The organism is Paenarthrobacter sp. PPS72 (assembly GCF_048537125.1).
Taxonomy (GTDB): Bacteria; Actinomycetota; Actinomycetes; order Actinomycetales; family Micrococcaceae; genus Arthrobacter; species Arthrobacter nitroguajacolicus_E.
The window spans coordinates 26390-51784 of the sequence record NZ_JBLYIE010000016.1 but is presented as its reverse complement, the minus strand read 5'-3'; the positions used below and the strand labels follow the sequence as shown (position 1 = coordinate 51784).

The window sequence follows — 25395 nt, the reverse complement described above, 5'->3', positions numbered from 1 at the left end:
AATTTATGGTCAAGGCTACCGTCATGAAAAATGCGAACACCGAGAACCCTGGCGAGCACCTTCCAAAGCCCACATCAAGCACTCCCGGTCAGACGGAAGTGTCCCTCCGCCTTTGGGCCCGGGAAGGACTCAAGACCGGCATTTGGGAGGCAACGCCGGGTGTGTCCACGAGTACAAGGCCCGGCTATGACGAGATCTGTCAGGTCCTCAGTGGCACAGCGACCATCACGGAAGAGGATGGAACCAGCTTCGAAGTGGGTCCCGGCTCCTTGTTCGTCACGCCGGCCGGCTGGACGGGAACGTGGACCATTCACGAAACGCTACGGAAGATGTGGGTAGTGGCCGATCTTCCGAAGGTCTGATAACGAAGGTCCAATGGATGGAAGGAAGGGCCCGGTTCAGTGAACCGGGCCCTTCCTTTGATGCGGATATTCGACGGTGCCTAAGCGGTTATTCCTGTTGCTTCAGGTTTGGACGTAAGATCCTCCACCGCTTTCTGCATGTGACGTTTGATGGCGTTCTGAAGGCCACTGCGATCACGTGCTTCGAGAAGGTCCAGGATCCTTTGGTGTTCCTGCACCAGCGCATCGATACGTGGATAAGCTACTTCCAAGCTGAGGATACACATCCTGGATTCGGCAGCAAGCGTTTCGTAGATCCTGATCAGGCGTGTGTTCCCTGTTCCGGAGACAAACGCCGTGTGGAACTGCATATCCAGCCGGACGATAGCTTGCCAGTCCGACGCCGCAACCTGCTTGGCCATATTTCGGATGATGCCCTTGAGTTCCCTGCAGGTGTCGGTGACCTGGTCTGACTCGGAGTCCAGAAGCGTAATGGCGGCAGCCAGTTCCACTGCCTCGCGGACGGAATAGATCTCCCGGACGTCTTCCGTGGAGAGTTCCAGTACGAAGACACCGCGGTTGCGCTTGCTTACCAGGATGCCTTCCTGACACAGCCGCTGGAGTGCCTCGCGGAGCGGGCCCCTGGACGTGTTGAGCTGACTGGCCAAGGCGGATTCATTGACTTGCTGTCCAGGCCTAAAAGCTCCTTGAACAATAAGCTCCCGCAATTGGTCAGCGATCAGCTGCGCCGTGGGCCGGCCCTCTACAGCGAACATTCCCTCCGGTGCCGCCATTGACATCCCCTCATTCCATGCTTCGGCAATTGCATATATTAGACCGCTACAGCGGTGTACTTGTATTCCAAAAACTCTTCAATCCCAATTTTGCCCCCTTCGCGTCCCAACCCGGACTGCTTGACCCCGCCGAACGGTGCGGCGGGATTGGATACCAGGCCCGTATTCAACCCGACCATCCCAACTTCCAGCCCGGCGGAGAACCGCAGGGCCTTTTCCATGCTTTCCGTGAAGACGTACGCCACCAGTCCCCACTCAGTATCGTTGGCCAGGCGCAGAACTTCGTCCTCGCTGTCGAACGGAGTGATGGCAGCTACAGGGCCGAAGATTTCCGTGGACATCAGCATGGCGTTCATAGGCACGTCCACCAAAACGGTGGGCGAGTAGAAGTAGCCAGGCCCTTCCGGACGGCGTCCGCCGGTGAGGACCCGCGCGCCCTTGGAAATGGCGTCCGCAACAAGGCTTTCGACCTTTTCCAGGCCCTTCTGCTCAATGAGGGGTCCGACGTCGATCCCCGCCAAGGCACCGTTGCCCACCTGCAATTCTGACATCTTTTTGGAGAACTTCCCGCCAAACTCTTCCACTACGGAGCGGTGGACGAAGAATCGGTTGGCGGCCGTGCACGCCTCGCCCATATTCCGCATCTTGGCCTTCATGGCTCCCTCCACGGCCTTTTCGATGTCTGCATCAGCCAGCACTATGAAGGGTGCGTTTCCCCCGAGCTCCATGGAGGACCGCATGACGTTGTCCGCAGCCTGCCGCAGCAGGATCTTGCCCACTTCGGTGGAGCCGGTGAAGCTGATCTTGCGCGCGATCCCGCTGTCCGTCCAGGTCCGGACCACGCCGGAAGCGCTCGACGTCGTCACAACGTTCAGCACGCCGTCGGGAAGTCCTGCTTCCTTGAAGATTGCAACGAGCGCCAACGATGTGAGGGGCGTCAACTCCGCAGGCTTGAAAACCATGGTGCATCCTGCAGCAACGGCTGGGGCAATTTTGCGTGCGCCCATGGCCAGGGGGAAGTTCCATGGAGTCACCAGTACAGAAGGCCCCACCGGCTCCTTGGTGATGAGGATGCGGGTGTTGCCATCCACGGAGGTGGCACTGTCGCCGCCGATCCGGACTGCTTCCTCCGAGAACCAGCGGAGCATCTCAGCGCCGTAAGCCACCTCGCCTCTTGCTTCTGCCAGGGGTTTGCCCATCTCGGCAGTCATGATGGAAGCCAACCGCTCGGTGTTCGCAATGACCAGGTCGTAGGCGCGGCGGAGAATGTCGGCGCGTTCCCTCGGCGTCGACTTTCCCCACGCGGCCTGGGCGCGTCCGGCGGCCTCAATGGCCAGGGCGGCATCTTCAGGGCTGCCGTCGGCCACTCGGGCGATGATTTCGTTCGTGGCGGGGTTTTCCACAGCAAAGGTCGCACCGTCTGCGGCCTGCTGCCAGCGTCCGTCGATGAACAGGTCTGTTTGCAGTGAACTGGGATCAAGTGAGGGGGTCATGGTGGTTCTTTCAGTGGTCAGGGGGACTAGGAGGTGGCCGACTTGAGTGCTTGGGAGAACCTGGACAGGCCATCCTGGATCTCGTCGCTGCTGACGTTCAGGGCGGGGATGAGCCGGATGACATTGCCGTGCGGCCCGCAGGTGAGGAGGAGGAGCTCTTCCTTGATGGCAGCCTGCTGGACGGCCAGTGCAGTTGCCGCGTCCGGGGCATTATCTGCTGCAGTGAATTCGACGCCCTGCATCAGGCCTCGGCCGCGGACGTTCCCTATGCCGGCAAACTTTGTTTGCAGTGTCTCGAGTCCTGCCCTGAGTTCGTCGCCTCGGAGAAGGGCGTTTTCCACGAGGTTTTCCCGCTTGATGACACCTAAGGTGGCGATACCGGCTGCTGCCGCAACGGCGTTTCCTCCGTAAGTTCCGCCTTGGGAGCCGGGCCAGGCTTTGCCCATCAGCTCTGCGGAGGCGGCGATTGCCGAAATGGGGAAACCGCTGGCGAGGCCCTTGGCCGTGATGACGACGTCGGGCAGAATGTCGGCCCAGTCGTGGCCCCAGAACTTACCGGTACGGCCAACGCCGGCCTGAACTTCGTCGAGGATCAGCACGATTCCGTGCTGGTCTGCGCGTTCACGAAGACCTTGGAGGAAGGCAATGGGGGTGGGAATGTAGCCGCCGTCCCCGAGGACAGGTTCGATGATGAAGCCGGCGGTGTCGCTGGGTGCGCTGATGGTCAGCAGGAGGTGGTCCAGTTCCCTAAGCGCAAATTCGACGGCGGCGTCCTCGTCCCAGCCGTACCGGTACCAGTGCGGGAACGGGGCAACGTGCACTCCGCCCATGATCGGGGAGAATCCTGAGCGGAACTTGGTTCCTGCCGTTGTCAGCGATGCCGCGGCGACCGTCCGGCCATGGAAACCACCTTGGAAGGAAATGATATTTGGACGGCCTGTGGCCATGCGGGCCAAACGGATGGAGGCTTCTACGGCTTCGGAGCCTGAGGTCGCGTAAAAGACGCTATCCAAACCTTGGGGTAAGACGCTGCCAAGAAGTTCGGTAAGTTCCAGCAGCGGCTTATGCATCACGGTGGTGTATTGGGCGTGAACGATCTTGCCCACCTGTTCCCGGGCTGCGGCCACAACATCGGGGTGGCAGTGACCTGTGCTTGTCACCCCAATCCCGGTGGTGAAATCCAGGTATTTCTTGCCGTCGGTGGCGTGGATCCAGCTACCGGCCGCGTGGTCGACAACCACGGGGGTTGCCTGCTTCAAGATGGGGCTGAGTGTTGCCATGGCTTCATACTTTCTTAGGGGTTGTAGATTGTCAACAATATGCGATTGGGTGGTGTTTCCCTGTTGGTGCGAAGTAGCTAGGACGCCCGGAACCTCTGGGGGCGGAGAAAATCCAATCCGTCGTACCAGCGCTTACCGAGGGCTTCGAGGGCTGCGATTTCTCCATAGCCGGAGGCCATTTTGAAGCCGGCACCCGAGAATCCGGTGGCCGAGTAGATCCTGCTGGACTCGCCGAAGAATCCCATCAACGGCTGCGAATCCGAGGTGAAAAGGTCCGGGAAAGCGTCGGAGCGCACGATGCTGGGAATCAAGCCGGGGAAGAACTCTTCAACTGTCTCTATGGATTCCGCGATCTCAGCCGATGTGAGGTCGCGGGGCACAGAATCGGCCGCTGGAGTTGGTGCTCCACGGCCATCGAGCGTGGCTTTGACGGTTACGCCGTCCACCGCGGGTGCGCCGTACATGGAACGGTCCCCGGAAATCCTGATGAAGATCGGAAACTTCTCAGGCGCAAATTGCTCTGCGTCGCGGGCGACGAACCACGAAAGGAAGATCCGCTTGGTTTCGGTGTGGGCTTTGAGGTATTCGGGCATGAGTGCCTTGGACCAAGCGCCGGAGGCGACTACGACCCGTTCGAAGGTCCAGGAGTTTGCACCGGATGTAATAACGACGCCTTCGTCGGATTCAATGATGCTTTCAATAGGAGTGTTGGTGTTGACTGTTGCGCCATTGGCCTGCGCTGCTGTGATGGCCGCGGTGATGGCGCGGTCGGTCCGCAGGGCGCCGGCGTTGGGGTCATGGATCGCTATGTCGTCGCTTCGGAGGTTATGTTGCGGGTAGCGGACGGCCATTTCCTCACGACTGAGGATTTTGTGGGCGGCTCCGGTCATGCTTATGGTCTCGAACAGGCTCCGGAGGTAGGGCCCGTCGCTGGTGCCGATGGAGAGTCCGCCGCAGCGCGTGAGGATCTCTTGCCCGGTTTCCGCTTCGAGTTCTGCCCAAAGTTCGCGGGAACGTTCCAGGATGGGGTAGTAGGCAGGGTTGCCGCGGTAGACCATGCGGAACAATCGTGTGTCTCCGCCGGCGGCGCTGCGTGCGTGAGCGGGGGAGTGCGCTTCGAATCCCATCACTTCGTCTGTGAGCCTGGAGGCCTGCCAAAGGGCCATGCTTCCGATGCTGCCCAGGCCGATGACTGCGAGTTTTCCATCCATGGTTAAAGGACCTGCTTGAGGAAGGCCCGGGTGCGGGGTTCTTCGGGGGTGGTGAGAATTTCGCGGGCGCCCCCGCGTTGGGCGATCACCATGGCCATGCCATCTAAGGCGAGGTCTGGCATGACGACCGGGACCTCACCGCCTGCAACTGCGGTTGGCGCCTTGGTTCGAATCTTCATGATGCTTCCCTTCGAGGGGAGTCGGGCGGTGGAGAGGGGGAAGGTTTGGGCCTTGATGGGTGGCCTGGATCCATCTGTCATCTAGTGCAATGCAACCTCGTCCAAAGTGAATTGTCAACAATTTACAGAGGCCACCTTTTTCGGATCGCCACGGATGAGAATCGTTCTAATGTCGATATTGAAACTGTTGACAATTGACAATTCGGCGGCTTAGAGTCGAGTCATCGATCGAGGGGCTCCCGGACCGCCCATGAGGCGTTTTGCGGTGCGCCCGCCTCACTCGACACCCAAACAAGCGGGCCCGCCCGCCCGCCTCCATCTCCCACCAGAAACGGAATCGACATGGCAGAGACCAATTCCCGGCCGAAGTACATTTCCTTTGACATCTACGGCACGATCATCAACTTCGACATCGATCCCACCACCCGGCGTCTGCTCGACGGACGTATCTCTGAAGAACAGTGGCCCACCTTCAAGAAGCAGTTCCGCGGATACCGCTTCGACGAAGTGCTGGGGGACTACAAGCCGTATGAGCAGATCCTTCAGGACTCCTTTGATCGCGTGTGCAAGCGCTGGGGTATCGGCCCTACTGAAGGCGCCGGCGCAGCATTTGCCGACGCTGTCCGCGGCTGGGTCGCCCACGAGGACGTGCCCGCCCCGCTGAAGCTCATGGGCGACAACTACCAGCTCGTGGCTCTGTCCAACGCAGACACCAGCTTCCTGGACATCAGCATTCCCAAGCTCGGCGCCAACTTCCATTCCGTCCTCACCGCCGAGCAAGCCCAGGCATACAAGCCGCGCTACCAGGCCTTCGAATACATGCTGGACACTCTGAACGCCAAACCGGAGGACTTCCTTCACGTCTCGTCCCACACTCGCTACGACATGCACCCCATGCACGACATGGGCTTTAGGAACCTCTGGATGCTGGACCGCGGCTATGACCCCATTGGCCATGGTTATGACCTCAACACAGCTAAATCCCTGGACGAGATCAACAAGCACCTCGGACTCTAAACACGAACACGAGGCGAAAGGCCAACCCGTGAAACTTGTTCCCTACTGGCTTGATACTGCAGAGCCCTCCGGCGATTACCGCCGTACTCCGGTCCCGGAGAATGTTGATGTTGCGATTATCGGCGCGGGCTTTACCGGGCTGTCCGCAGCAATTGAATTCGCTAAGCAAGGCGCCAGCGTTGCCGTCTTCGAACGCCATACCGTTGGCTGGGGCGCATCGGGCCGCAACGGGGGCATGGCTACCACTGGCTTGGCCATTGGCTTCAGCGCGGCAGTCAAACGGTACGGCGCGCCGCGCGCGGTAGAGATGTTCCGTGAATACAACGACGCCATCGAAACCATCGAGAAGCTGGTGCATGACAACGGCATTGACTGCGATTTCAAGCGCTTCGGCAAACTCTCACTCGCGTTCCATAAGTCGCACTACGATGGCTTCCTGAAGTCGCAGGAGCTGCTCGCGAACCTTGTTGATCACCACGTCAAGGTCATCCCGAAATCCGAAATCCACAGCGAGATTGGAACGGACTTCTACCAGGGCGCCATGATGGATCCCTTGGGTGCGGGCCTGCATGTGGGCAAGTTCGTTCACGGATTGGCCAAGGTGGCAACCGACAACGGAGCCCACATCTGCGAGAACGCAAGTGTTACGGAGCTGAACAAGATTTCAGGCACGGTCCATGACGTCCACACCACCCGCGGCATTACCCGTGCCAAGCAGGTCCTGGTGGCCACCAGCGGCTACACCGGCAACGTCACCCCGTGGCTTCAGCGTCGTGTGATCCCGGTGGGCAGTTTCATCATTGTCACCGAAGCCTTGCCGGAAGACGTGGTGAACCGCATTCTTCCGAACAGGCGCCAGGCCTCTGACAGCAAGATGCTGACGTACTACTTCCGGATCACACCGGACAACCGGCTGCTCTTCGGGGGCCGGGCGCGGTTCGCCATGTCCAACCCCGAATCAGACGTCAAGAGTGGCGAGATCCTGCACAAAGCCATGACTGAGCTCTTCCCATATCTGGCCAACGTGAAGGTGGACTACATCTGGGGCGGCTTGGTGGACCTTTCCATGGACCAAATGGTGCACGCCGGCGTACATGACGGTCTGTTCTATTCGCTCTGCTACAGCGGTCATGGTGTGCAAATGGCCGCCCACATGGGCAAGAGAATGGCGCATTACATGGCAGGGGATAAGCAGGCGAACGTTTGGGAAGACCTGAAGAACCCGCCAGTGCCTGGCCACTTCGGCCCGCCATGGTTCCTGCCGTTTATTGGCGGAGCCGCGAAGATCATCGACCGCGTCAAATAGGCAGGGTAAAGGATCCCATGAGTTCATCAACCAAAGTCGCTGTAGCGCGCCCGAAAACAGGGGAAGAAACTGCCTACAGGCGGGCAGGCATCGCCGCCCTGCCAGGCGGAGCCTATCTGGAGGGGCGCTGGGAGACGGCTGACAGGATCCTCGAAGTCCGGGATCCGGAAGATGGCGTTTTGCTAGGAACGGTCTGTTCCTCCGCACCACAGGACGTGCGCCGTGCGGTCGCCTATATTCACCGCCACCTTCAAGAAGATAATTGGCCTCTCCGGGAACGGAGGGAGGCTTTGGAGCATGCTGCCGTGCTGCTTGCGGACCAAGGCGAGCGCTTTGCCGAGATCATTGCCGCGGAAAGCAGCAAGACCATCACCGAGGCTGGGCGTGAAGTCCGCAGGTGCATTGAGACGTTACGGCTCTCGGCTGCGGCGTCGAGCGAACTCGTTGGAGAGACTCTCGCCTTTGAAGACAGCATGGTCGGAGCAAACAAAATCGGCTGGTACAACCGCAAGCCGGTGGGAATCATTGCGGCCATTACACCTTTCAATGATCCGCTCAATCTTGTGGCACACAAGCTGGGCCCCGCCCTGATCGGAGGCAACGGCGTCGTACTTAAGCCTTCAGGCCGCACGCCGCTTACGGGCCTTGCCTTCGTCCAACTGCTGTTGGAAGCGGGTGTCCCCGCCGGTCGCCTCGCGGCAATCGTCTCGGGACCGGGCGTCTCGGAAGCGATTGTGACGGACCCGCAGGTGGACCTCATATCCTTCACCGGTGGACCGAAGACGGCCGACCGCATCGCTGCCGCCGCTGGAGCAAAGAAGATCCTTTCGGAACTTGGCGGCAACAATGCAACCATCGTCTGTGCGGACGCTGACCCCAAGGCAGCCGCCGAGGCGATAGTGTCGGGGGCTTTCGGGGTGGCAGGCCAAAATTGCCTGTCCGTGCAGCGGGTCTACGTTCACATTTCCCTGTTCGATCAAGTCCTTGAGAATGTGGTCGCGGGAACCCGGGCGCTTCGTGTCGGGGCCAAGTTCGATCGCACCACGGATGTAGGGCCGCTGATCACCGACGCCGAAGCCCGCCGCGTGGAGGAATGGGTGGAGGAGGCCAAAGCGCTTGGCGGAACCGTGCATGTCGGTGGCCAACGCCACGGCGCGTTCTACCAGCCCACCGTACTCACGGACGTGCCCTCAGACGCCCTGGTCATTAGGGAAGAAGTGTTCGGCCCGGTGGTCAGCATCATGCCTTTCATTCAGCTCACCGATGCCATCCACGCCGCAAACGACTCCGATTACGGGCTTCAAGCCGGCGTATTCACGGAGTCGATCGAACTGGCCCTGGCCATAGCCGACAAGCTGCACGTGGGTGCCGTGGTGATCAATGAGACCAGCGACGTCCGCATTGACTCGATGCCCTTCGGCGGCTTCAAGAAATCCGGCGTGGGACGTGAAGGCGTCAAACACGCGGTTCGCGAGATGACCGAACCCAAGAGCACCATTATCAAACTGGCCGAGCCGGCCGCCCGCTGGCAGCAACTCTCCGCCACCTCAGAAGGGAATGCATCGTGACGACCCACAAAATTGCAGTTATCGCGGGCGACGGAATCGGCAAGGAAGTAGTCCCGGCAGCCATCGAATGCCTCGAACGGATCGCCCAGCTCCACGCCATCAACCTGGAGTTCACCCACTTCGACTGGGGCTCGGACTACTACGGCGAGCACGGGCGAATGATGCCCGTCGACGGGCTGGAACAGCTGGCGCAGCATGACGCCATCTTCCTGGGCGCCGTCGGCTCACCGGACGTTCCGGACGCTGAATCGTTGTGGGGACTGTTGATTCCCATTCGCCGCGAATTCCAGCAGTACATCAACCTCCGCCCCGTGAAAACGCTCGACGGCGTCAAGTCGCCACTTGCGAACAAGGAGCCGATCGACATCCTCATCGTGCGCGAAAACAACGAAGGGGAGTACTCGGAGGTCGGCGGGCGCGCTTACCGCGGGCTGCCCCATGAGACCGCCGTCCAGGAAACCATCTTTACCCGCCTGGGAGTTTCGCGTGCCGCACACTACGCGGCATCGCTGGCGTCCTCCCGTAAAGGTCACCTGACTTCTGCCACGAAGAGCAACGGGATCATTCACACCATGCCCTTCTGGGACGAAATAGTGGAGGAAACCACCCGCCTCTACCCGGATGTAACACTCACCAGCGAGTTGGTGGACGCGCTTGCCGCGCACCTGGTCCTGAAGCCGTGGACGTTCGACGTCATCGTGGCCTCGAACCTGTTGGGGGACATTCTTTCGGACCTGGGCAGCTCTGTTACCGGTTCCATCGGGGTGGCCCCCAGCGCCAACCTGAACCCCGAAGGCGACTTCCCGTCGCTCTTCGAACCCGTTCACGGATCAGCCCCGGACATTGCGGGCAAGGGATTGGCGAACCCGGTAGGTCAGATTTGGTCCGGTGCAATGATGCTTCAGCACCTGGGCCATCCTGAAGCTGCCGAGCACTTGCAGCTTGCTTTCGAATCGGTGCTGCGTGAGGGTTTGGGCACCCGCGATGTTGGAGGACCGTCGTCTACCTCGGAATTCACGGACGCCGTCCTGGCTGCCATTAACGTCTTGGAGACTGTAGGCCAGGCTGAGGCCGGCAAGGCAGCGAACCCAGCGGCAGCAGCGGCGTCGTAAGCATGACCGTTGTCCATGGCAAACGGCCCACCGTGGCTGTCCTGTACCGGGAGACGTTGCCGCCCCGGTTGGAGGAGATCGAGGAACTTGCCGACGTCCGGCTGACGAAAGGCGAAGGGCTCGCTGAAGCTATGAAGGGTGCGGATGTGCTGTATCAATGGCATTCGTTCTCGTCTGCGCTCCGCGAAAACTGGACTGCAGCCTCTTCGCTGCAGTGGGTCCACGTCTCAGCGGCGGGTGTCAGCCAACTCCTGTTCGATGAGTTGATTAACAGCGACGTGGCCTACACGAACTCGCGTGGCGTCCTCAGCCGAGCGATAGCCGAGTTCGCGTTGGGTTTTGTCCTGGACATCGCGAAGGATGCTCAAGGTTCACTGAGGCTCCAGCAAGCCCGGCGTTGGCAACACCGGGTCACCCGGAAAATCCAAGGCCAGCGGGTGCTGGTGGTGGGGACAGGGTCCATCGGGCGGGAAATTGCGTCCCTGTTCCGTGCCGTTGGCTTGCGCGTCAGCGGTGCCGGACGGACCAGCCGCCGCGGGGACGAGTACTTTGAAGAAATCCACTCCTCAAAAGACCTGGCGTTGGTCGTCCGAGATTTTGACTACGTTGTACTGGCCGCACCCTTGACTGAAGACACCAAGCACTTGGTGGATGCCAACGTCCTTTCCGCCATGAAGCCAACAGCCCACCTCATCAACATGGGGCGGGGCGGGCTGGTTCACACTGACGCCCTGGTGGACGCGCTTCGCTCGGGAGTTATCTCCGGCGCAGCGCTGGACGTGGTCCAACCTGAACCACTGCCTGCGGAACACCCGCTATGGGGCATGGACAACGTCATTCTCACGCCTCATATGAGCGGTGACACCGAAGACCACCTCGACGATCTCGGCAAGCTGTTCGTGGAAAACCTATGGCGGTACAGCCGAGGTGAACGGCTGCACAACATCGTGGACAAAAGGCTTGGGTTCGTACCCCCACGCCCACCCCTTCAGGCATAGTTAGCAGGCGGTTCCCTTTGCGCACTCCCAAACGATCCACGGCAGCCCTCGGGCTGGCAGCCCTTCTCGCTCTTTCCGGTTGTGGCCTCAGCGGGGGCCAGCCCGCGACAACAGAGAAAGTTGCGGATATCAACCAGCGCATCGTCGTGGACAACTTCCGTGCGCCCGTTGCCAACTGGGCCCCCGAGTCCGACGCCGCGTACATCCTGTCGCTGTCCGGCTGCTTGGAAACCCTCACGAAGTACGATTCCGCCCGGAAAAAAGTGGTCCCGTTCCTGGCTACGGAATGGAAGCAGGCCTCCCCGCTCGAATGGGACTTCACCCTCCGTGAAGGCGTGAAATTCCAGGATGGCACCGACCTCACCGCAGAAGCTGTGGCCGCCTCGCTGAATCACGTGCTCAAAGCCAAAGTTCCTGCCCGGGCATTCAGCCCAAGCGTCGTCACTGCTGTCCAGGCAACCGACGCCAAGACAGTTCGTGTAAGTACGCCCGTGGAGAACCCGCTGGTACCGTTCCGCCTTGCAAGCGTGAATACCGGCGTTCTCGCTCCAGCCGCCTACAGAGGTGCCACCGTTGACCCGTTCGGTCACTGCACAGGCCCCTTCACGCCGGTATCGGAGAAACCGAAACAATCCCTGACTCTGGACCGCAATGACAATTATTGGGGCGGAGACGTGCAGCTGGCAGGGGCGGAGGTCCGCTTCATCACCAATGGCGCAACACGCGCCGCACAGGTACAAACCGGAGAAGCTGATATCTCCCTTTCCATCCCGGCCTCGGCTTTGTCCGCAGTGGAGAATGCGCCCGAAGTCTCGGTGCTGAAGGCAGACTCTCCACGCACGGCCACGTTGTACATGAACAACGGCCGGGCACCTTTTGACAACGCCGATTTCCGGATGGCCCTCCGCTCGGCCCTGGACCTTGAGGCATTGGCCGCCAGCGTATACGAGGGCGCTGCGCTTCCGGCAGCCGGTCCTTTTGCAACTTCGGAACCCTGGGCGTACAGCGATGCGACCTCGCCCAAGCAGAACGTTGAGGAAGCGAAGAGGCTCCTGGCTGAGGCAGGCTACACTGCGGCGAAGCCCTTGGAAATCGTTGCGATTGTAGAACGAGCCGAATTCGCCGACGTCGCAACCGTAATCCAGGACAATCTCAAGAACATTGGTGTTCCGGTCGCCGTCCAGGCCAAGGAGTACGCCTCCGCCGAGCCCGATGTCCTGGCGGGGAACTACGACATGATCCTGAGCCAGCGCAACCGGCTCATTGACATCGCTGATCCCCTTGGCTTCCTGACGGCAGATTACACGTGCAAGGGTTCGTACAACCTCAGCCATTACTGCAATGAGGAGTTCGACGCGATCATCGCCCAGGCAGCTGGCACGTCCAACACCGAGGACCGCTACAAGCTCTACGCCAAGGCCGGACAACTGCTCAATGCCCAGGCCGTCAACCTGTGGCTGGTCAATGAGCAAGCCATCGACGCCGTTCGCAGCAACGTTCTCTCTTACGTCCAGGATCCGCTGTCCCGTTACGTCCTGACCGCGCAAACGGCCAAGTCCGGCTCCTGGCAATAAAACCGGGACCGATAGACGAATCAGCATGATCACATTCCTTGCGAAGCGGACGGCGACCCTCGTGGTCGCCGTCCTGCTGTCGTCCTTTGCCGTATTCCTTATTCCCTACGTCACCGAGGGCGACCCTGTAAGGAAAATCATCCGTTCCCGCGTCGCCGGGGACGTGGTGGATGAGGCCACCGTTAGGGCCCTGGGTGAGAGCCTGGGACTCAACGATCCTCTTCCGGTCCAGTACTTGCGTTGGTTGGGGGATTTATTTGCGGGGGATATGGGGTTATCCCATATGAGCAGGACCCCGGTGGTTGACCAGGTACTACCCGCTTTGGGCATCACCCTGAGCCTGGTGCTCGTCGCCCTGGGCACGGCCTTGGTGGTGTCGATGCCCCTGGGCATCGTTGCGGCACTCAAACAGGGAAGCAAAACGGACAAAGTGATTACCACGGTTACGCAGTCCTTCATCGCCATGCCTGAATACTGGTTGGCCCCGCTGTTGGTGCTTGTGTTCGCCCTCAAGCTGTCCTTGTTGCCCTCCGCAGGATGGAACACGGCCTCATCCATCGTCCTCCCGGCAGCCACTCTGGCATTGCGGCCCATTAGTTTCTTCACATCGGCCGTGCGCTCAGGAATGATCGACGCCCTCGAAGCGGAACATATATCCGCCGCGCGAGCCCGCGGATTGAGCCACGTCCAGACGGTGATGCGGCATGTCGTGCCCAATGGTCTGGTCCCGTTGTCCACCCTGTTCGCCGTGTGGTTCGCAGGCCTCCTGGGCGGTTCGGTCATTGTGGAGGTGATCTTCGCGATTCCCGGCATGGGCAGGCTCCTATACGACGCCGTGGTCAACAGCGACATACCGTTGGCCCAAGGTGGCGTGGTGGTGGTAGTGGCACTGGCTGTCGCTATCACCACGCTTGCCGATTTCCTGCACCGGGTCCTCAGCCCGAAGGTGGGTGGCGCCCTTGCGTAAGCGCTCAGCGATCGACGGGGCCGCCGTCGTGATTCTTTCCGTGATAATTGCCGCCGTGGCAGCCGCGCCCTGGCTGGCGCCGTTCCCTCCGGACGATCAGAACCTCGCGGCCCGGCTTGTACCGCCCGGTGCCACTCATTGGCTGGGAACGGACCACCTGGGGCGGGACACGCTGAGCCGCCTACTCGACGGCGGTCGCTTTTCTTTGGTGGTAGCCGCACTGGCCACGGTGCTGACCGGAATCATTGGATTAGCGATCGGTGTGCTCAGCGCCCGCCGTAAGGGCTGGGTGGATGAGCTGTTCACGCGCACCAATGACGTCCTGCTGGCACTGCCGGAGATGGTGGTGGCGCTGTTCATCGTCGCTGCCATGGGCACTGGTTTCACGTCGCTGCTGGTGGCGCTGACCGTGACAGGATGGACACCAATTGCGCGGCTGGCCCGGACGCTTGCCTATGATGTTTCGGCACGCGGCTTTGTAGAAGCCGCGCGGGTGGTGGGCTGTTCGCCGTCGTTCATAGTTTTTCGCCACATCCTCCCGCACCTGTCCGCTCCCATGCTGGGGCAGGCGACGTTGCGCTTCGGGCAGCTCCTGATCAGTGTCGGTGCCTTGTCCTACCTCGGACTTGGCGTTCAACCACCTCAATCTGACTGGGGCTCGATGCTGGCCGCGGCGCAACCATATGCGGAAAGGGCTCCGTGGGGGATCATCGCTCCCGGACTCGGCGTGTTCCTTGTTGCCCTGTGCGTGACATTGATCGGCCAACGGGCATCACGCCGGGCCTCGGATGCTGTGAACATTCTCGTAGTGGAGGGCCAGCATGCCTGAGCTCGTGGTTGAGGATCTGACAGTCCTTAACGAGGGTACGGGGCGCCCGGTCCTCGCCGGTATCAGCCTGGCCGTGAAGCCCGGCGAGTTTGTTGCGCTCGTGGGAAGTTCCGGTTCGGGCAAGACCATGACTGCGCGGTCGGTCCTGCAGTTGTTGCCTCAGCAGTTGAAGATCGAGTCCGGTTCCATCCGGCTAGGGTCCTCGGACATTGCCCAAGCCTCGGAAACAGAGCTGAACCGCATTCGAGGCGGCCGGCTGGGGATGCTGTTCCAGCAGCCAAAGAAAATGTTCAACCCCAACAAGACAATCGGTTCCCATCTCCGGGAAACCCTCAAGCTGCATGCCGGCCTGCGCGGCCAAGTCGCAAAGGTGAGGGTTCTCGAACTCCTGGCCGAGGTGGGCTTCGAAGATGCGCAGCGGGGTGCGCGATCCTACCCTCACCAGCTGTCAGGTGGCATGGCACAGCGGGCCATGACTGCCATGGCTTTGGCTGGGCAGCCTGAGATACTGCTGGCCGACGAACCCACGTCCGCCTTGGATAAAGTGCTGGAGCAACAAATCCTGGAGTTGCTCGATCGGCAACGGATCCAGCGTGGTCTGGGCATCCTCTACATCACGCATAACCTTGCCTCGGTGGCTGCTTTCGCCGACAGGGTGTTGGTGATGGATGCCGGCGTGATCGTTGAATCCGGCACCACCGAGACGGTTCTGAGCAGCCCCAAAACCGCTTACACGCAGAGGTTGATTGAAGCGTCCAACTTGGCGCCCACCAGTATCCCGGCTGCCCCCGACCACCCGCACAGCGCCCTGACGCTGACCAAGGTGGTTAAGCGGTTCGGGTCAGGCAAACGCAGCGGGCGACCTGCCCTGGATTCGGTCTCGTTGGAGGTAAAACAGGGTGAGATTTTGGGTGTCCTGGGCCAATCAGGATCCGGTAAGAGCACCCTTGCCCGAGCCATTGTTGGCTTGGAGGGAATCAGCAGTGGCAGCATCGCCAGGACGCTTAGCGCGGCTCGTGCAGGGCCCACGGCCGTACAGATGGTGTTTCAAGAACCCCACGACTCCTTCGACCCGCGCATGACCCTGCGTGGCAGCCTTGAAGCGCCGCTCCGCTCGCAAAAAGAGCTCACAGCAGCTGAACGGACCCGCAGGCTCGTGGCAGCCATGGAAGAAGTGGAGCTTGATCCCGTCCTCCTGGACCGGCGCCCGGGTCAATGCTCCGGAGGGCAGTTGCAGCGGGTCACCATCGCCCGGGCCTTGCTGTTGGAACCGGAAGTTCTCATCTGTGACGAAGCGACCTCTGCCTTGGACGCGCTGACGCAGCGGACCATCCTTGAACTCCTGCAACGTCTGCACCGGGACCGCGGTCTGACGCTGATGATCATCACCCACGACATGGACGTGGTGAGGCATATGTGTCAGCGCGTGGCAGTCCTCTACCAGGGACGCCTTGTGGAGCTTACGGACACGGACAGATTCTTTGCGGATCCGCGACACCACCACAGCCAGGATCTGGCTTCGGCTGCGATCCCGTGCCGCGGGCTGCACCTCAAGAAAATCAGGGCGGCACTGTAATGGCTCGCTGCCAACAACCCCGATAGAACCAGAACTCTAACCCCCTTGCCTGCCGGCCAGGGGGTTGGGCGTCGTTCCAAGCCGGAGTCCAAGCGCTTTGAGAGCAGGTGAACGTCCTTGAGTTTCAATGAAGCTCTTTGTTAGTATGACAGGACAAACTTAGGGAGTGAGAAAATGCCACTTGTCCGAATTGACCTCAATCAGGGCCGCTCGCCGGAAGAGCTGACCGCGGTGAGCCGCGCCATCCACGATGCCATCCTCGCGGAGTATGGCATTCCAGAGCGGGACTACTTCCACATTTTGACTGAACACCCTCAGGGTCAGATTGTGGCCCAGGATGCCGGCTTGGGATTCGAGCGCAGCTCCGGCGTTGTCATGATCCAGATCTTTACCCAGGGTGGCCGGAGTCAAGAGGCTAAGAACTCGCTTTTTGAAGCTATCGCGGACAGCCTCGTCAAGGTGGGGATTGCGGGTGAGGATGTCTTTGTGGGCTACGTAGAGAACACGCCGGGCGACTGGTCGTTCGGCTTTGGGCGAAGCCAGTATGTCACCGGCGAACTGGCCGTACCGCGCAAGTAATGCCGTCCCGTGTCATGTTGTAAATATGTCAGTACAATCCTTTGACAGGACATTGATTCTGGTGCAGAGTAGACGTGTGGCCCCGCTCACTGAGGGGTGGCAAGGCATTGGGGCCCAGCGCTCAAAGGTTCAGAGTTCACAAGAGAAAGGTCAACGATCATCGTGACCCACGAACTGCTTACGATCGGGCGCATCAGCGTTGATATTTACCCGAACGATGTCGGGGTGGACCTGGAGGACGTGACGTCCTTCGGCAAGTACCTTGGAGGTTCACCGTCCAACGTTGCCGTCGCCGCAGCCCGTCATGGACGCCGCGCGGGAATCATCACCCGCACTGGAGACGACGCTTTCGGAAACTACCTTCACCGGGAACTGAACAAGTTCAACGTGGACGATTCCTTCGTCTCTGCGGTCAAGGAATACCCCACGGCTGTGACCTTTTGTGCCATCAAGCCGGCTACGGACGAGTTCCCGCTTTACTTCTACGGCCGTTTTCCCACGGCCCCGGACCTGCAGATCAAGGCTGAAGAACTTGATCTCGCGGCCATCCGTGATGCGGGCATTTTCTGGTCAACTGTTACCGGCCTCTGTCAGGAGCCCAGCCGCAGCGCGCACATCAAGGCGCACCAGTCCCGTCCGCGTACCGGCCTCAAGGAAGGTCAGTTCACCATCCTGGACCTGGACTACCGTCCAATGTTCTGGGCCTCCGAAGAGGAAGCCCGCGCCGAGATTGCCAAAGTCCTCCCGCACGTGACTGTTGCAATCGGAAACGACAAGGAATGCGCTGTCGCCGTAGGCGAAGGCACACCCGATGAGCAGGCGGACCGCCTGCTGGATGCCGGCGTCGAGATTGCCGTGGTCAAGCTCGGACCCGACGGCGTCATGGCCAAGACCCGCTCCGAGCGTGTGGTCTCTGCTCCGGTCCCAGTGGAAACCGTCAACGGCCTAGGCGCCGGAGACTCTTTCGGTGGTGCCTTCTGCCATGGCCTTTTGTCCGGCTGGCCCCTTTCGGAAGTCCTGGATTATGCGAACGCGTCGGGCGCGATCGTCGCCTCGCGCCTCTCCTGCGCGGATGCGATGCCGACGCCGGATGAGGTGACCGCGCTGCTCGCTGAACGCGGCCGCCCCATCCCCGGTGCCGCCCTCTCAGCCAACACTCTCAGGGAAGGAGCAGTTCGTTGAGCCTCAACAACGATCCCCGCCGCTACGAGCACTTGAGCCGTATACGGTTGGAGGACCCCGAGGCCATCGCACGTGCTGCAGCCACCCGCCGTCGGCACCCCGGCCTTAAACACAGCGCGCAAAACTTCATCGTCGCCGCGGACCACCCTGCCCGGGGTGCCCTTGCCGTTGGTTCGCAGCCGATGGCCATGGCTGATCGCAGGGACCTTCTGGACCGTCTGCAGATTGCGTTGGCGAACCCTGCCGTGGATGGCGTACTGGCCTCGCCGGACATCATGGACGACCTCCTGCTCTTGGGAGCCTTGGAAGGCAAGCTTGTCTTCGGCTCCATGAACCGCGGCGGCCTGGCCGGCCTGGTCAACGAGTTCGATGACCGCTTCACCGGACACACTGCAGCTGCATTGGAGGCGCTGGGCGCCGATGGCGGCAAAATGCTCACACGCATCTGCCTGGGCGACCCGGACACCGTGACCACCCTCGAAGCCACAGCGAGAGCCATAGATTCGCTGGCGGAGCGCAAGCTCATCGCCATGGTGGAGCCCTTCCTCTCTGTCCGTGATGCGCACGGAAAGGTCCGCAACGATCTCCGCGCAGATGCCGTGATCAAGTCCGTGGGTATCGCCGAAGGCCTTGGATCCACCAGCGCCTACACCTGGATGAAATTGCCTGTCGTGGCAGAGATGGAGCGCGTCATGGCTTCCACCACCATGCCTACCGTGTTGCTGGGTGGCGATCCTGACGGAAGCCAGGACGAGGTTTTTGCCAGCTGGCAGGCAGCTCTGGCTTTGCCGGGCGTTCGTGGCCTCACCGTAGGTAGGACGTTGCTTTACCCGCACGACGGCGACGTGGCGGGTGCCGTTGCCACTGCGGCCTCGCTGCTGAACAACCCCGCGCCTGTGGCCGCCGCAACGGATGAGCACACCATGTCAGACCGTATTCCAGTAAAAGTATCGGAGTAGCTAGCAATGGGTACAGCAACCCGTCGGATGACCGTGGCGCAGGCCGTGGTGGAGTTCCTTTCCAAGCAGTACACCGTGGATTCCATCGATGGCGTGGAGTACCGCGAAAGGCTCATTCCGGGCACGTTCGGCATCTTCGGGCATGGCAATGTTGCCGGTGTGGGTCAGGCATTGAAGCAGTATCAGGCTGCCGATCCCACCATCATGCCGTATTACCAAGGCCGCAATGAGCAAGCCCAGGTGCACCAGGCTGTTGGCTATGCACGGCACACCCGTCGTCGCCAGACTTTCGCCATCAGTACCTCCATTGGCCCTGGGTCCTCGAACCTCTTGACAGGCGCTGCGTTGGCTACCACCAACCGCTTGCCGGTCCTCCTGCTCCCGAGCGACACCTTCGCAACCCGTGCGGCTGACCCTGTTCTGCAGCAATTGGAACTTCCGTACGCTTACGACATCACGGTCAACGATGCCTTCCGGCCGCTGTCCAGGTTCTTCGACCGGGTCTCCCGCCCTGAGCAACTGTTCTCCGCCTTCCACCATGGACTGCGGGTCCTGACTGACCCGGCGGAGACCGGTGCTGTAACCATTTCACTGCCGCAGGATGTCCAGGCCGAGGCGTTTGATGTTCCGGAAGAGTTCCTGGCCGAGCGGGAGTGGCGGATCCGCCGTCCCGAGGCCGAGGACGATGACATTCGCCGCGCCGCCGAGGCCATCCGCGCCGCGAAGTGCCCACTGATCATCGCCGGCGGAGGTGTTCTCTACGCTTACGCCAACGAGGAACTCGCCAAGTTCGCCGAGCTGACGGGCATTCCGGTAGGAAACACGCAGGCCGGTGTGGGCGTCCTTCCCTGGGACCACCGGTTCTCCCTCGGCGCCGTCGGGTCCACAGGCACGACGGCGGCCAACGCCATCGCAGCCGAAGCGGACCTCGTCATCGGGATCGGCACGCGCTATGAGGACTTCACCACCGCGTCCCGAACGGCATTCCAGAACCCGGACGTGAAGTTCGTGAACATCAACGTCGCGCCGATCGATGCCTACAAGCACGGCACCACACTGCCGATCGTCGCAGATGCCCGCAAGGCGCTGGTGAAGCTAAACCAAGCCCTGGGCGGTTACCGCGTTGGTGCCGATCTTGAAGAAAAGGTCGCGGCGGAAAAGAAACGCTGGAACGGAATCGTGGACGAAGCGTTCGAGACACGCTTCACGCCGTTACCTGCGCAGAACGAGATCATCGGCGCCACCAACAAGGCCATGGATGACCAGGACGTGGTCATCTGCGCGGCGGGTTCGCTGCCCGGTGACCTGCACAAAATGTGGCGGGTCCGGGACCCCTACGGTTACCACGTGGAGTACGCGTACTCCTGCATGGGCTACGAAATCCCGGGCGGTTTGGGCGTCAAGCGTGCGGCGCTGGCCGAAGCTGCTGCAGGCGGCCCGGAGCGAGATGTGGTGGTGATGGTGGGGGACGGCTCCTACCTGATGATGCACACCGAACTGGTCACCGCCGTCGCCGAACGCATCAAGCTGATTGTGGTCCTCATCCAGAACCATGGCTATGCCTCGATCGGGTCGCTGTCAGAGTCTCTTGGTTCGCAGCGGTTCGGTACGCAGTACCGGGTCCTGGACAAGGAACAGCACAGCTTCGACGCCGGTGAGAACCTGCCCATCGATCTGGCCACCAACGCAGAGTCCCTGGGCGCGAGGGTTATCCGGATCGAACCGGGGGAGCACGTGATTGAAGCCCTGGGCGCCGCGATCAAGGAAGCAAAGGCGGCCCCGGAAACGGGCCCGATCGTGATCCACGTCGAGTCTGATCCTTTGCTGGATGCCCCGAGCTCCGAGTCCTGGTGGGACGTTCCGGTCTCGCAGGTTTCCGAGCTCGAATCCACCCGGCAGGCCTACAAGACGTACACCGACCACAAGAACCGCCAGCGCAAGCTGCTCGGCTAGAAACACCAAAGACTAGAAGGAAGTCCGCACATGTCGACGACGACCACACTGACCACCATTCACCATTTCATCAACGGCGCTGAAACCACAGGCGAAGGCGACCGCACCCAGCCCGTATATAACCCCGCCACCGGCCAGGTGTCCGCTGAACTGCGGCTGGCCAACGAGGCCGACCTGAACGCAACCGTTGCCGCGGCCCGCAAGGCGGCGGATTCGTGGGGTGATATTTCCCTGGCCAAGCGAACCGCAGTGCTGTTCAAGTTCCGTGAACTCGTTGCAGCGCACGTGGACGACCTCGCTGAGCTGATCACCGCCGAGCACGGCAAGGTCCTCTCCGACGCGAAGGGTGAGATCGGCCGCGGCCTGGAGGTCATCGAGTTCGCTTGTGGCATCCCGCAGCTGCTCAAGGGCGACTACTCGGACCAAGTGTCCACCGGCATCGATGTTTTCTCCTTCCGCGAGCCCCTGGGCGTCGTGGCAGGTATTACCCCGTTCAACTTCCCGGTCATGGTGCCGCTGTGGATGGCGCCCATGGCCATCGCCACCGGCAACGCGTTCATCCTTAAGCCCTCCGAGCGTGACCCGTCCGCCTCGATGCTGCTCGCGAAACTGTGGAAGCAGGCCGGCCTTCCCGATGGCGTGTTCCAGGTCCTGCACGGCGGCAAGGAAACCGTTGATGGGCTGCTGACCCACCCGGACGTGGACGGCATCTCCTTTGTGGGCTCTACCCCGATCGCCCAGTACGTCCACGAAACCGCCACCAAGCACGGCAAGCGCGTCCAGGCCCTGGGCGGGGCAAAGAACCACGCCATCGTGATGCCCGACGCCGACCTGGACAACGCCGCAGACCACCTCGCGGCCGCCGCTTTCGGCTCCGCGGGGGAACGCTGCATGGCGATCTCCGTCGCCGTCGCCGTTGGTGACGCTGCTGACCTGATCGTGAAGAAGGTCGAAGAACGCGCCCTGGCCGTGAAGGTCAAGAACGGCACCGAGCCCGACGCGGAAATGGGTCCGGTCATCACCCCGGCCTCCAAGGAACGGATCGTCAAGATCGTCACCGAAGCCGAAACCGCCGGCGCGGCCATGGTGGTGGACGGCCGCGACCTGGTGGTCCCCGGCCACGAAGACGGCTTCTGGGTCGGCCCCACAGTGATTGACCACGTCAAGACCGAAATGACCGCCTACACCGAGGAGATCTTCGGACCCGTCCTGGTAGTGGTCCGGGTCGCTGACCTCGAAGAAGGCATCGCGCTGATCAACTCCAACCCCTACGGCAACGGCACCGCGATCTTCACCTCTTCCGGCGCCGCAGCCCGGAAGTTCCAACGCTCCGTGACCGTCGGCATGGTGGGGATCAACGTGCCCCTGCCCGTCCCGGTGGCCTACCACTCCTTCGGCGGTTGGAAGAACTCGCTCTTCGGCGACAAGCACATCTACGGACCCGAAGGCGTCTCCTTCTACACCCGCGGTAAAGTCATCACTTCCCGCTGGCCCGAACCCACCCACGCCTCCGGCGCCTCCTACAACTTCCCTTCCAACTAATCCGCACCGCCACAAAGGAAGACAACGCCGTCATGACTGATGTTGAGAACAAGCTGATCATCGGCACCGCCCCTGATTCCTGGGGCGTCTGGTTCCCTGATGATCCCCAGCAGACTCCGTGGGAACGGTTCCTTGATGAGGTTGCGGAGTCCGGCTACAAGTGGATCGAACTGGGTCCGTACGGCTACCTGCCGAACGACCCCACCCGCTTGGCTGAGGAACTGAAGCAGCGCGACCTCCAGGTCACCGCAGGTACGGTCTTCACCGCCTTCCACCGTGGTGCCAAGCAATACGACGAAGCATGGGAACCCGCCCGAAAGGTTGCCGAACTGACGGCAGCCATGGGCGGTGAACATATTGTGGTCATCCCCGCGATGTGGCGCGACGACGTCACCGGTGAAGCGGTGGAGAACGGTGAACTTACCGACGAGCAATGGGCAGATCTGTTCGCAGGCCACAACCGCATGGGCAAGGTCCTGTTGGAGGACTTTGGTTTGCACCAGCAGTTCCACTCGCATGCTGATTCGCACGTCGGTGCCCAGAAGGACATCGAAACTCTGTTGGCTGCGACCGATCCGCAGTACCTGAACCTGTGCCTGGACACGGGGCACGCTGAGTACTGTGGAGCGTCCAGCCTGGAGCTCATCAAGAACTACCCGGATCGTATCGGTTACCTGCACCTCAAGCAGATCAACCCCGAGGTCCTCGCCGAGGTGAACGGGAAGAACATGACCTGGGCAGCCGCCAACCTCGCCGGCGTCATGACCGAGCCGCCGAACGGCCTCCCGGACCTGCGCGCTGTCATCGAAGCCGTGGAAGGCCTCAACCGGCCCATCTTCGGCATCGTGGAGCAGGATATGTACCCGGTAGCGTTCGATGTGCCGATGCCAATCGCCAAGAGGACCCGGAACTACCTGCTTTCCTGCGGATCCCGCACCCGCGTCCAGTAGCGCGGCCCACTAACGCACACGGCGCAGCAATGCCATTCCAGCCAAGAACTTCACGAAGGACAGATAAAGTGACCAAGACTCTCCGCGTTGCCGTCATCGGCGCAGGCCGCATGGGTGCGGACCACATCAAGCGCCTGCGCACCCGCATCCACGGCGCTGAAGTAGCCGCCGTCGTCGACGTCGACCTCGCGCGGGCCCAAGCAGCCGTTGAAGGAATCGACGGCGCCGTGGCGCTGGCCAGTGCCGATGAGGCGCTCAACAACGGTGACGTCAACGCCGTTCTGATTGCCACGCCGGGTTTCCTCCACGAGGAAATTCTCTACAAGGCGTTGGAAAAAGACTTCCCGATCCTGTGCGAGAAGCCACTGACGCCCGACGCCGAAAGCGCTTGGAAGGTTGTCGAGGCTGAGCAGGCTTTGGGCCACAAGCGTATCCAAGTGGGCTTCATGCGCCGCTTCGACGCAGAGTACTCGGCGTTGGGTGCGATCATCCGGAACAGCGAATTGGGGGAGTTGTTGATGCTGCACCACCAGCACCGCAACCCGAGTACACCCGAGGGTTTCACCAACGAGATGCTGATCAACGACTCCGTAGTCCACGAGTTCGATGCCATCCGCTACTTCACCGGTGAAGAGATCACCTCCGTCCAGGTTCGGTTGGGCAAGCCGACACGCAGCGCGCCCAATGGCCAGCATGATCCGCAGCACGTGCTGCTGGAAACCGAGTCAGGTGTGCTTGCCGACGTCGAAATCTACGTCAACGCCAAGTTCGGCTACCAGGTGGCCACGCAAGCGTCCTTCGAAGAGGGCATTGTGAGCATCGGCGGCGACAACGGCCCGTACGTCCAGTCCGCAGGCAAGTGGGGCGGCAACGTCACCCCCGGCTTTGAAGAGCGTTTCGGAGCGGCGTACGACGTCGAGGTGCAGGCTTGGGTGGATGCCGCACTTCGCGGTGAGATTGGCGGTCCAACCGCCTGGGACGGCTACGCCACCGCGGCATGCTGCGAGGCCGGCGTCGAAGCCCAGAAGTCGGGCGAAAAGGTGAAGGTTCAGCTGAACACCAAGCCGGAACTGTACAAGTAGAGGATACGCATCATGAAAATTGCACTGGATCCCACACCGTTCCATCACAGCCACACCCTGCTGGAGTTCCCGCGCGTGGCAGCCGATCTCGGTTACAAGTACCTGCAAATGACCCCGCATGCGGATCTCATCCCGTTCTTTAACCACCCAAAGGCCGATGACGAACTCGTAGGAAAGCTGAAGGCAGCCTGCAAGGACACCGGCGTCGAAATCGCCTCGGTCCTGCCGGTCCTGCGGTGGTCAGGTCCGGACGAGGACGCCCGCGAAGCCGCAGTCCGGTACTGGAAGCGCGCCATCCAGATCACGGTGGACCTGGGTGTCCAGACCATGAACACCGAGTTCAGCGGCCGACCGGAGAAAGCAGAGGAGTCTGAACGTGCGTTTTACCGTTCCATGGAGGAGCTGCTCCCGATCATCGAACGCGAGGGTCTGGACGTCCTCATTGATCCGCACCCGGACGACTTCGTGGAGGACGGCCTGGCCGCTCTCCGTGTCATCAGGGGCGTAAACTCCCCGAACATCGGGATGGTCTACGTCGCTTCGCACAGTTTCCACATGGGTAACAAGCCGTTGGAGATCATGCGGGCAGCGGGAGACAAGCTGCGCTTGGTGCACGTCTCGGACACCATGAACCATCATGCCTCCCACGGCCTCCGCTACATCACCAACCCGCCCGGCAATGCCGTCCGCGTTCACCAGCACCTCAAGATCGGCGACGGCGACGTGAACTGGGACGAGTTCTTTGGCGGCCTGAAGGAGATCGGCTTCCTGGACAAGGAAAACACCGTGATGGTCTCGTCGGTTTTCGCTGAGGATGAGAACGCGGAGGATGTTTCCCGCTACCAGCTCAAGACGATGGTCGATTACGTCGCCCGGACGAAGTGAAGCGGTAGCGGGAAAGGC

At 61.3% G+C, this 25395-nt stretch carries 23 protein-coding genes; 18 read left to right on the top strand and 5 right to left on the bottom strand.

Annotated elements, in window-relative coordinates; translation table 11 throughout:
• Positions 1 to 5: 5 nt before the first annotated feature.
• Positions 6 to 362 carry a cupin domain-containing protein gene (locus tag ACLRGI_RS07525; RefSeq protein ID WP_419201047.1) on the top strand — a complete coding sequence of 119 codons (357 nt, stop codon included), beginning with the start codon at positions 6 to 8 and terminating at the stop codon, positions 360 to 362.
• An 80-nt stretch (positions 363 to 442) separates the two neighbouring features.
• On the opposite strand, the gene ACLRGI_RS07520 is transcribed toward ACLRGI_RS07525, so the two are convergent.
• The 5 genes from ACLRGI_RS07520 to ACLRGI_RS07500 form a co-directional block, all read right to left on the bottom strand.
• Positions 443 to 1141 carry a GntR family transcriptional regulator gene (locus tag ACLRGI_RS07520; RefSeq protein WP_419201046.1) on the bottom strand — a complete coding sequence of 233 codons (699 nt, stop codon included), beginning with the start codon at positions 1139 to 1141 and terminating at the stop codon, positions 443 to 445.
• Positions 1142 to 1173: 32 nt separating this feature from the next.
• On the bottom strand, positions 1174 to 2628 hold the full coding sequence (locus tag ACLRGI_RS07515) for an NAD-dependent succinate-semialdehyde dehydrogenase (protein WP_419201045.1): 1455 nt from the start codon (positions 2626 to 2628) through the stop codon (positions 1174 to 1176).
• 26 nt (positions 2629 to 2654) lie between these two features.
• Positions 2655 to 3908 (bottom strand): aspartate aminotransferase family protein, encoded by a 1254-nt coding sequence (locus ACLRGI_RS07510; RefSeq protein WP_419201043.1) that lies wholly within the window; start codon positions 3906 to 3908, stop codon positions 2655 to 2657.
• A 77-nt stretch (positions 3909 to 3985) separates the two neighbouring features.
• Positions 3986 to 5119, bottom strand: coding sequence for an N-methyl-L-tryptophan oxidase (solA, locus tag ACLRGI_RS07505; RefSeq protein ID WP_419201042.1), 1134 nt, complete (start codon positions 5117 to 5119; stop codon positions 3986 to 3988).
• 2 nt (positions 5120 to 5121) lie between these two features.
• Entirely contained in the window at positions 5122 to 5298 is a 177-nt protein-coding gene (locus tag ACLRGI_RS07500; RefSeq protein WP_419201041.1) for a hypothetical protein, read from the bottom strand.
• A 342-nt stretch (positions 5299 to 5640) separates the two neighbouring features.
• On the opposite strand from ACLRGI_RS07500, the gene ACLRGI_RS07495 reads away from it, so the two are divergent.
• The 17 genes from ACLRGI_RS07495 to ACLRGI_RS07415 all read left to right on the top strand — a co-directional run bounded on the left by ACLRGI_RS07495 (position 5641) and on the right by ACLRGI_RS07415 (position 25377).
• Positions 5641 to 6315, top strand: coding sequence for a haloacid dehalogenase type II (locus ACLRGI_RS07495; protein ID WP_419201040.1), 675 nt, complete (start codon positions 5641 to 5643; stop codon positions 6313 to 6315).
• Between the two features lie 28 nt (positions 6316 to 6343).
• Entirely contained in the window at positions 6344 to 7621 is a 1278-nt protein-coding gene (locus ACLRGI_RS07490) for an NAD(P)/FAD-dependent oxidoreductase (RefSeq protein WP_419201039.1), read from the top strand.
• Positions 7622 to 7638: 17 nt separating this feature from the next.
• Entirely contained in the window at positions 7639 to 9189 is a 1551-nt protein-coding gene (locus tag ACLRGI_RS07485) for an aldehyde dehydrogenase family protein (RefSeq protein WP_419201038.1), read from the top strand.
• Positions 9186 to 10301 (top strand): tartrate dehydrogenase, encoded by a 1116-nt coding sequence (locus ACLRGI_RS07480; RefSeq protein WP_419201037.1) that lies wholly within the window; start codon positions 9186 to 9188, stop codon positions 10299 to 10301. The genes ACLRGI_RS07485 and ACLRGI_RS07480 overlap by 4 nt, the downstream gene beginning before the upstream one ends.
• A gap of 2 nt (positions 10302 to 10303) precedes the next feature.
• Positions 10304 to 11299 (top strand): D-2-hydroxyacid dehydrogenase, encoded by a 996-nt coding sequence (locus ACLRGI_RS07475; protein ID WP_419201036.1) that lies wholly within the window; start codon positions 10304 to 10306, stop codon positions 11297 to 11299.
• 17 nt (positions 11300 to 11316) lie between these two features.
• On the top strand, positions 11317 to 12873 hold the full coding sequence (locus ACLRGI_RS07470) for an ABC transporter substrate-binding protein (protein WP_419201035.1): 1557 nt from the start codon (positions 11317 to 11319) through the stop codon (positions 12871 to 12873).
• Between the two features lie 25 nt (positions 12874 to 12898).
• Positions 12899 to 13840 carry an ABC transporter permease gene (locus ACLRGI_RS07465; RefSeq protein WP_419201034.1) on the top strand — a complete coding sequence of 314 codons (942 nt, stop codon included), beginning with the start codon at positions 12899 to 12901 and terminating at the stop codon, positions 13838 to 13840.
• Entirely contained in the window at positions 13824 to 14669 is an 846-nt protein-coding gene (locus ACLRGI_RS07460; protein WP_419201033.1) for an ABC transporter permease, read from the top strand. Before ACLRGI_RS07465 ends, ACLRGI_RS07460 begins: the two co-directional genes overlap by 17 nt.
• Complete coding sequence (locus ACLRGI_RS07455; RefSeq protein WP_419201031.1) at positions 14662 to 16245, top strand: ATP-binding cassette domain-containing protein; 1584 nt, start codon at positions 14662 to 14664, stop codon at positions 16243 to 16245. The genes ACLRGI_RS07460 and ACLRGI_RS07455 overlap by 8 nt, the downstream gene beginning before the upstream one ends.
• 174 nt (positions 16246 to 16419) lie before the next feature.
• Positions 16420 to 16824 carry a tautomerase family protein gene (locus ACLRGI_RS07450; RefSeq protein ID WP_419201030.1) on the top strand — a complete coding sequence of 135 codons (405 nt, stop codon included), beginning with the start codon at positions 16420 to 16422 and terminating at the stop codon, positions 16822 to 16824.
• Positions 16825 to 16986: 162 nt separating this feature from the next.
• On the top strand, positions 16987 to 18006 hold the full coding sequence (gene iolC, locus ACLRGI_RS07445) for a 5-dehydro-2-deoxygluconokinase (protein WP_419201029.1): 1020 nt from the start codon (positions 16987 to 16989) through the stop codon (positions 18004 to 18006).
• A complete protein-coding gene (locus ACLRGI_RS07440; protein WP_419201028.1) occupies positions 18003 to 18965 on the top strand; it encodes a Cgl0159 family (beta/alpha)8-fold protein in 963 nt (320 codons plus the stop codon). The genes iolC and ACLRGI_RS07440 overlap by 4 nt, the downstream gene beginning before the upstream one ends.
• Positions 18966 to 18971: 6 nt before the next feature.
• On the top strand, positions 18972 to 20918 hold the full coding sequence (gene iolD / locus ACLRGI_RS07435; protein WP_419201027.1) for a 3D-(3,5/4)-trihydroxycyclohexane-1,2-dione acylhydrolase (decyclizing): 1947 nt from the start codon (positions 18972 to 18974) through the stop codon (positions 20916 to 20918).
• 30 nt (positions 20919 to 20948) lie between these two features.
• A complete protein-coding gene (locus ACLRGI_RS07430) occupies positions 20949 to 22460 on the top strand; it encodes a CoA-acylating methylmalonate-semialdehyde dehydrogenase (protein WP_091467171.1) in 1512 nt (503 codons plus the stop codon).
• Positions 22461 to 22492: 32 nt separating this feature from the next.
• Positions 22493 to 23410 carry a sugar phosphate isomerase/epimerase family protein gene (locus ACLRGI_RS07425; RefSeq protein ID WP_419201026.1) on the top strand — a complete coding sequence of 306 codons (918 nt, stop codon included), beginning with the start codon at positions 22493 to 22495 and terminating at the stop codon, positions 23408 to 23410.
• 68 nt (positions 23411 to 23478) lie between these two features.
• Entirely contained in the window at positions 23479 to 24492 is a 1014-nt protein-coding gene (locus ACLRGI_RS07420; RefSeq protein ID WP_419201025.1) for a Gfo/Idh/MocA family protein, read from the top strand.
• Between the two features lie 12 nt (positions 24493 to 24504).
• The gene (locus tag ACLRGI_RS07415) at positions 24505 to 25377 is read left to right on the top strand and encodes a sugar phosphate isomerase/epimerase family protein (protein ID WP_419201024.1); all 873 of its coding nucleotides are present in this window, start codon (positions 24505 to 24507) and stop codon (positions 25375 to 25377) included.
• Positions 25378 to 25395 lie beyond the last annotated feature (18 nt).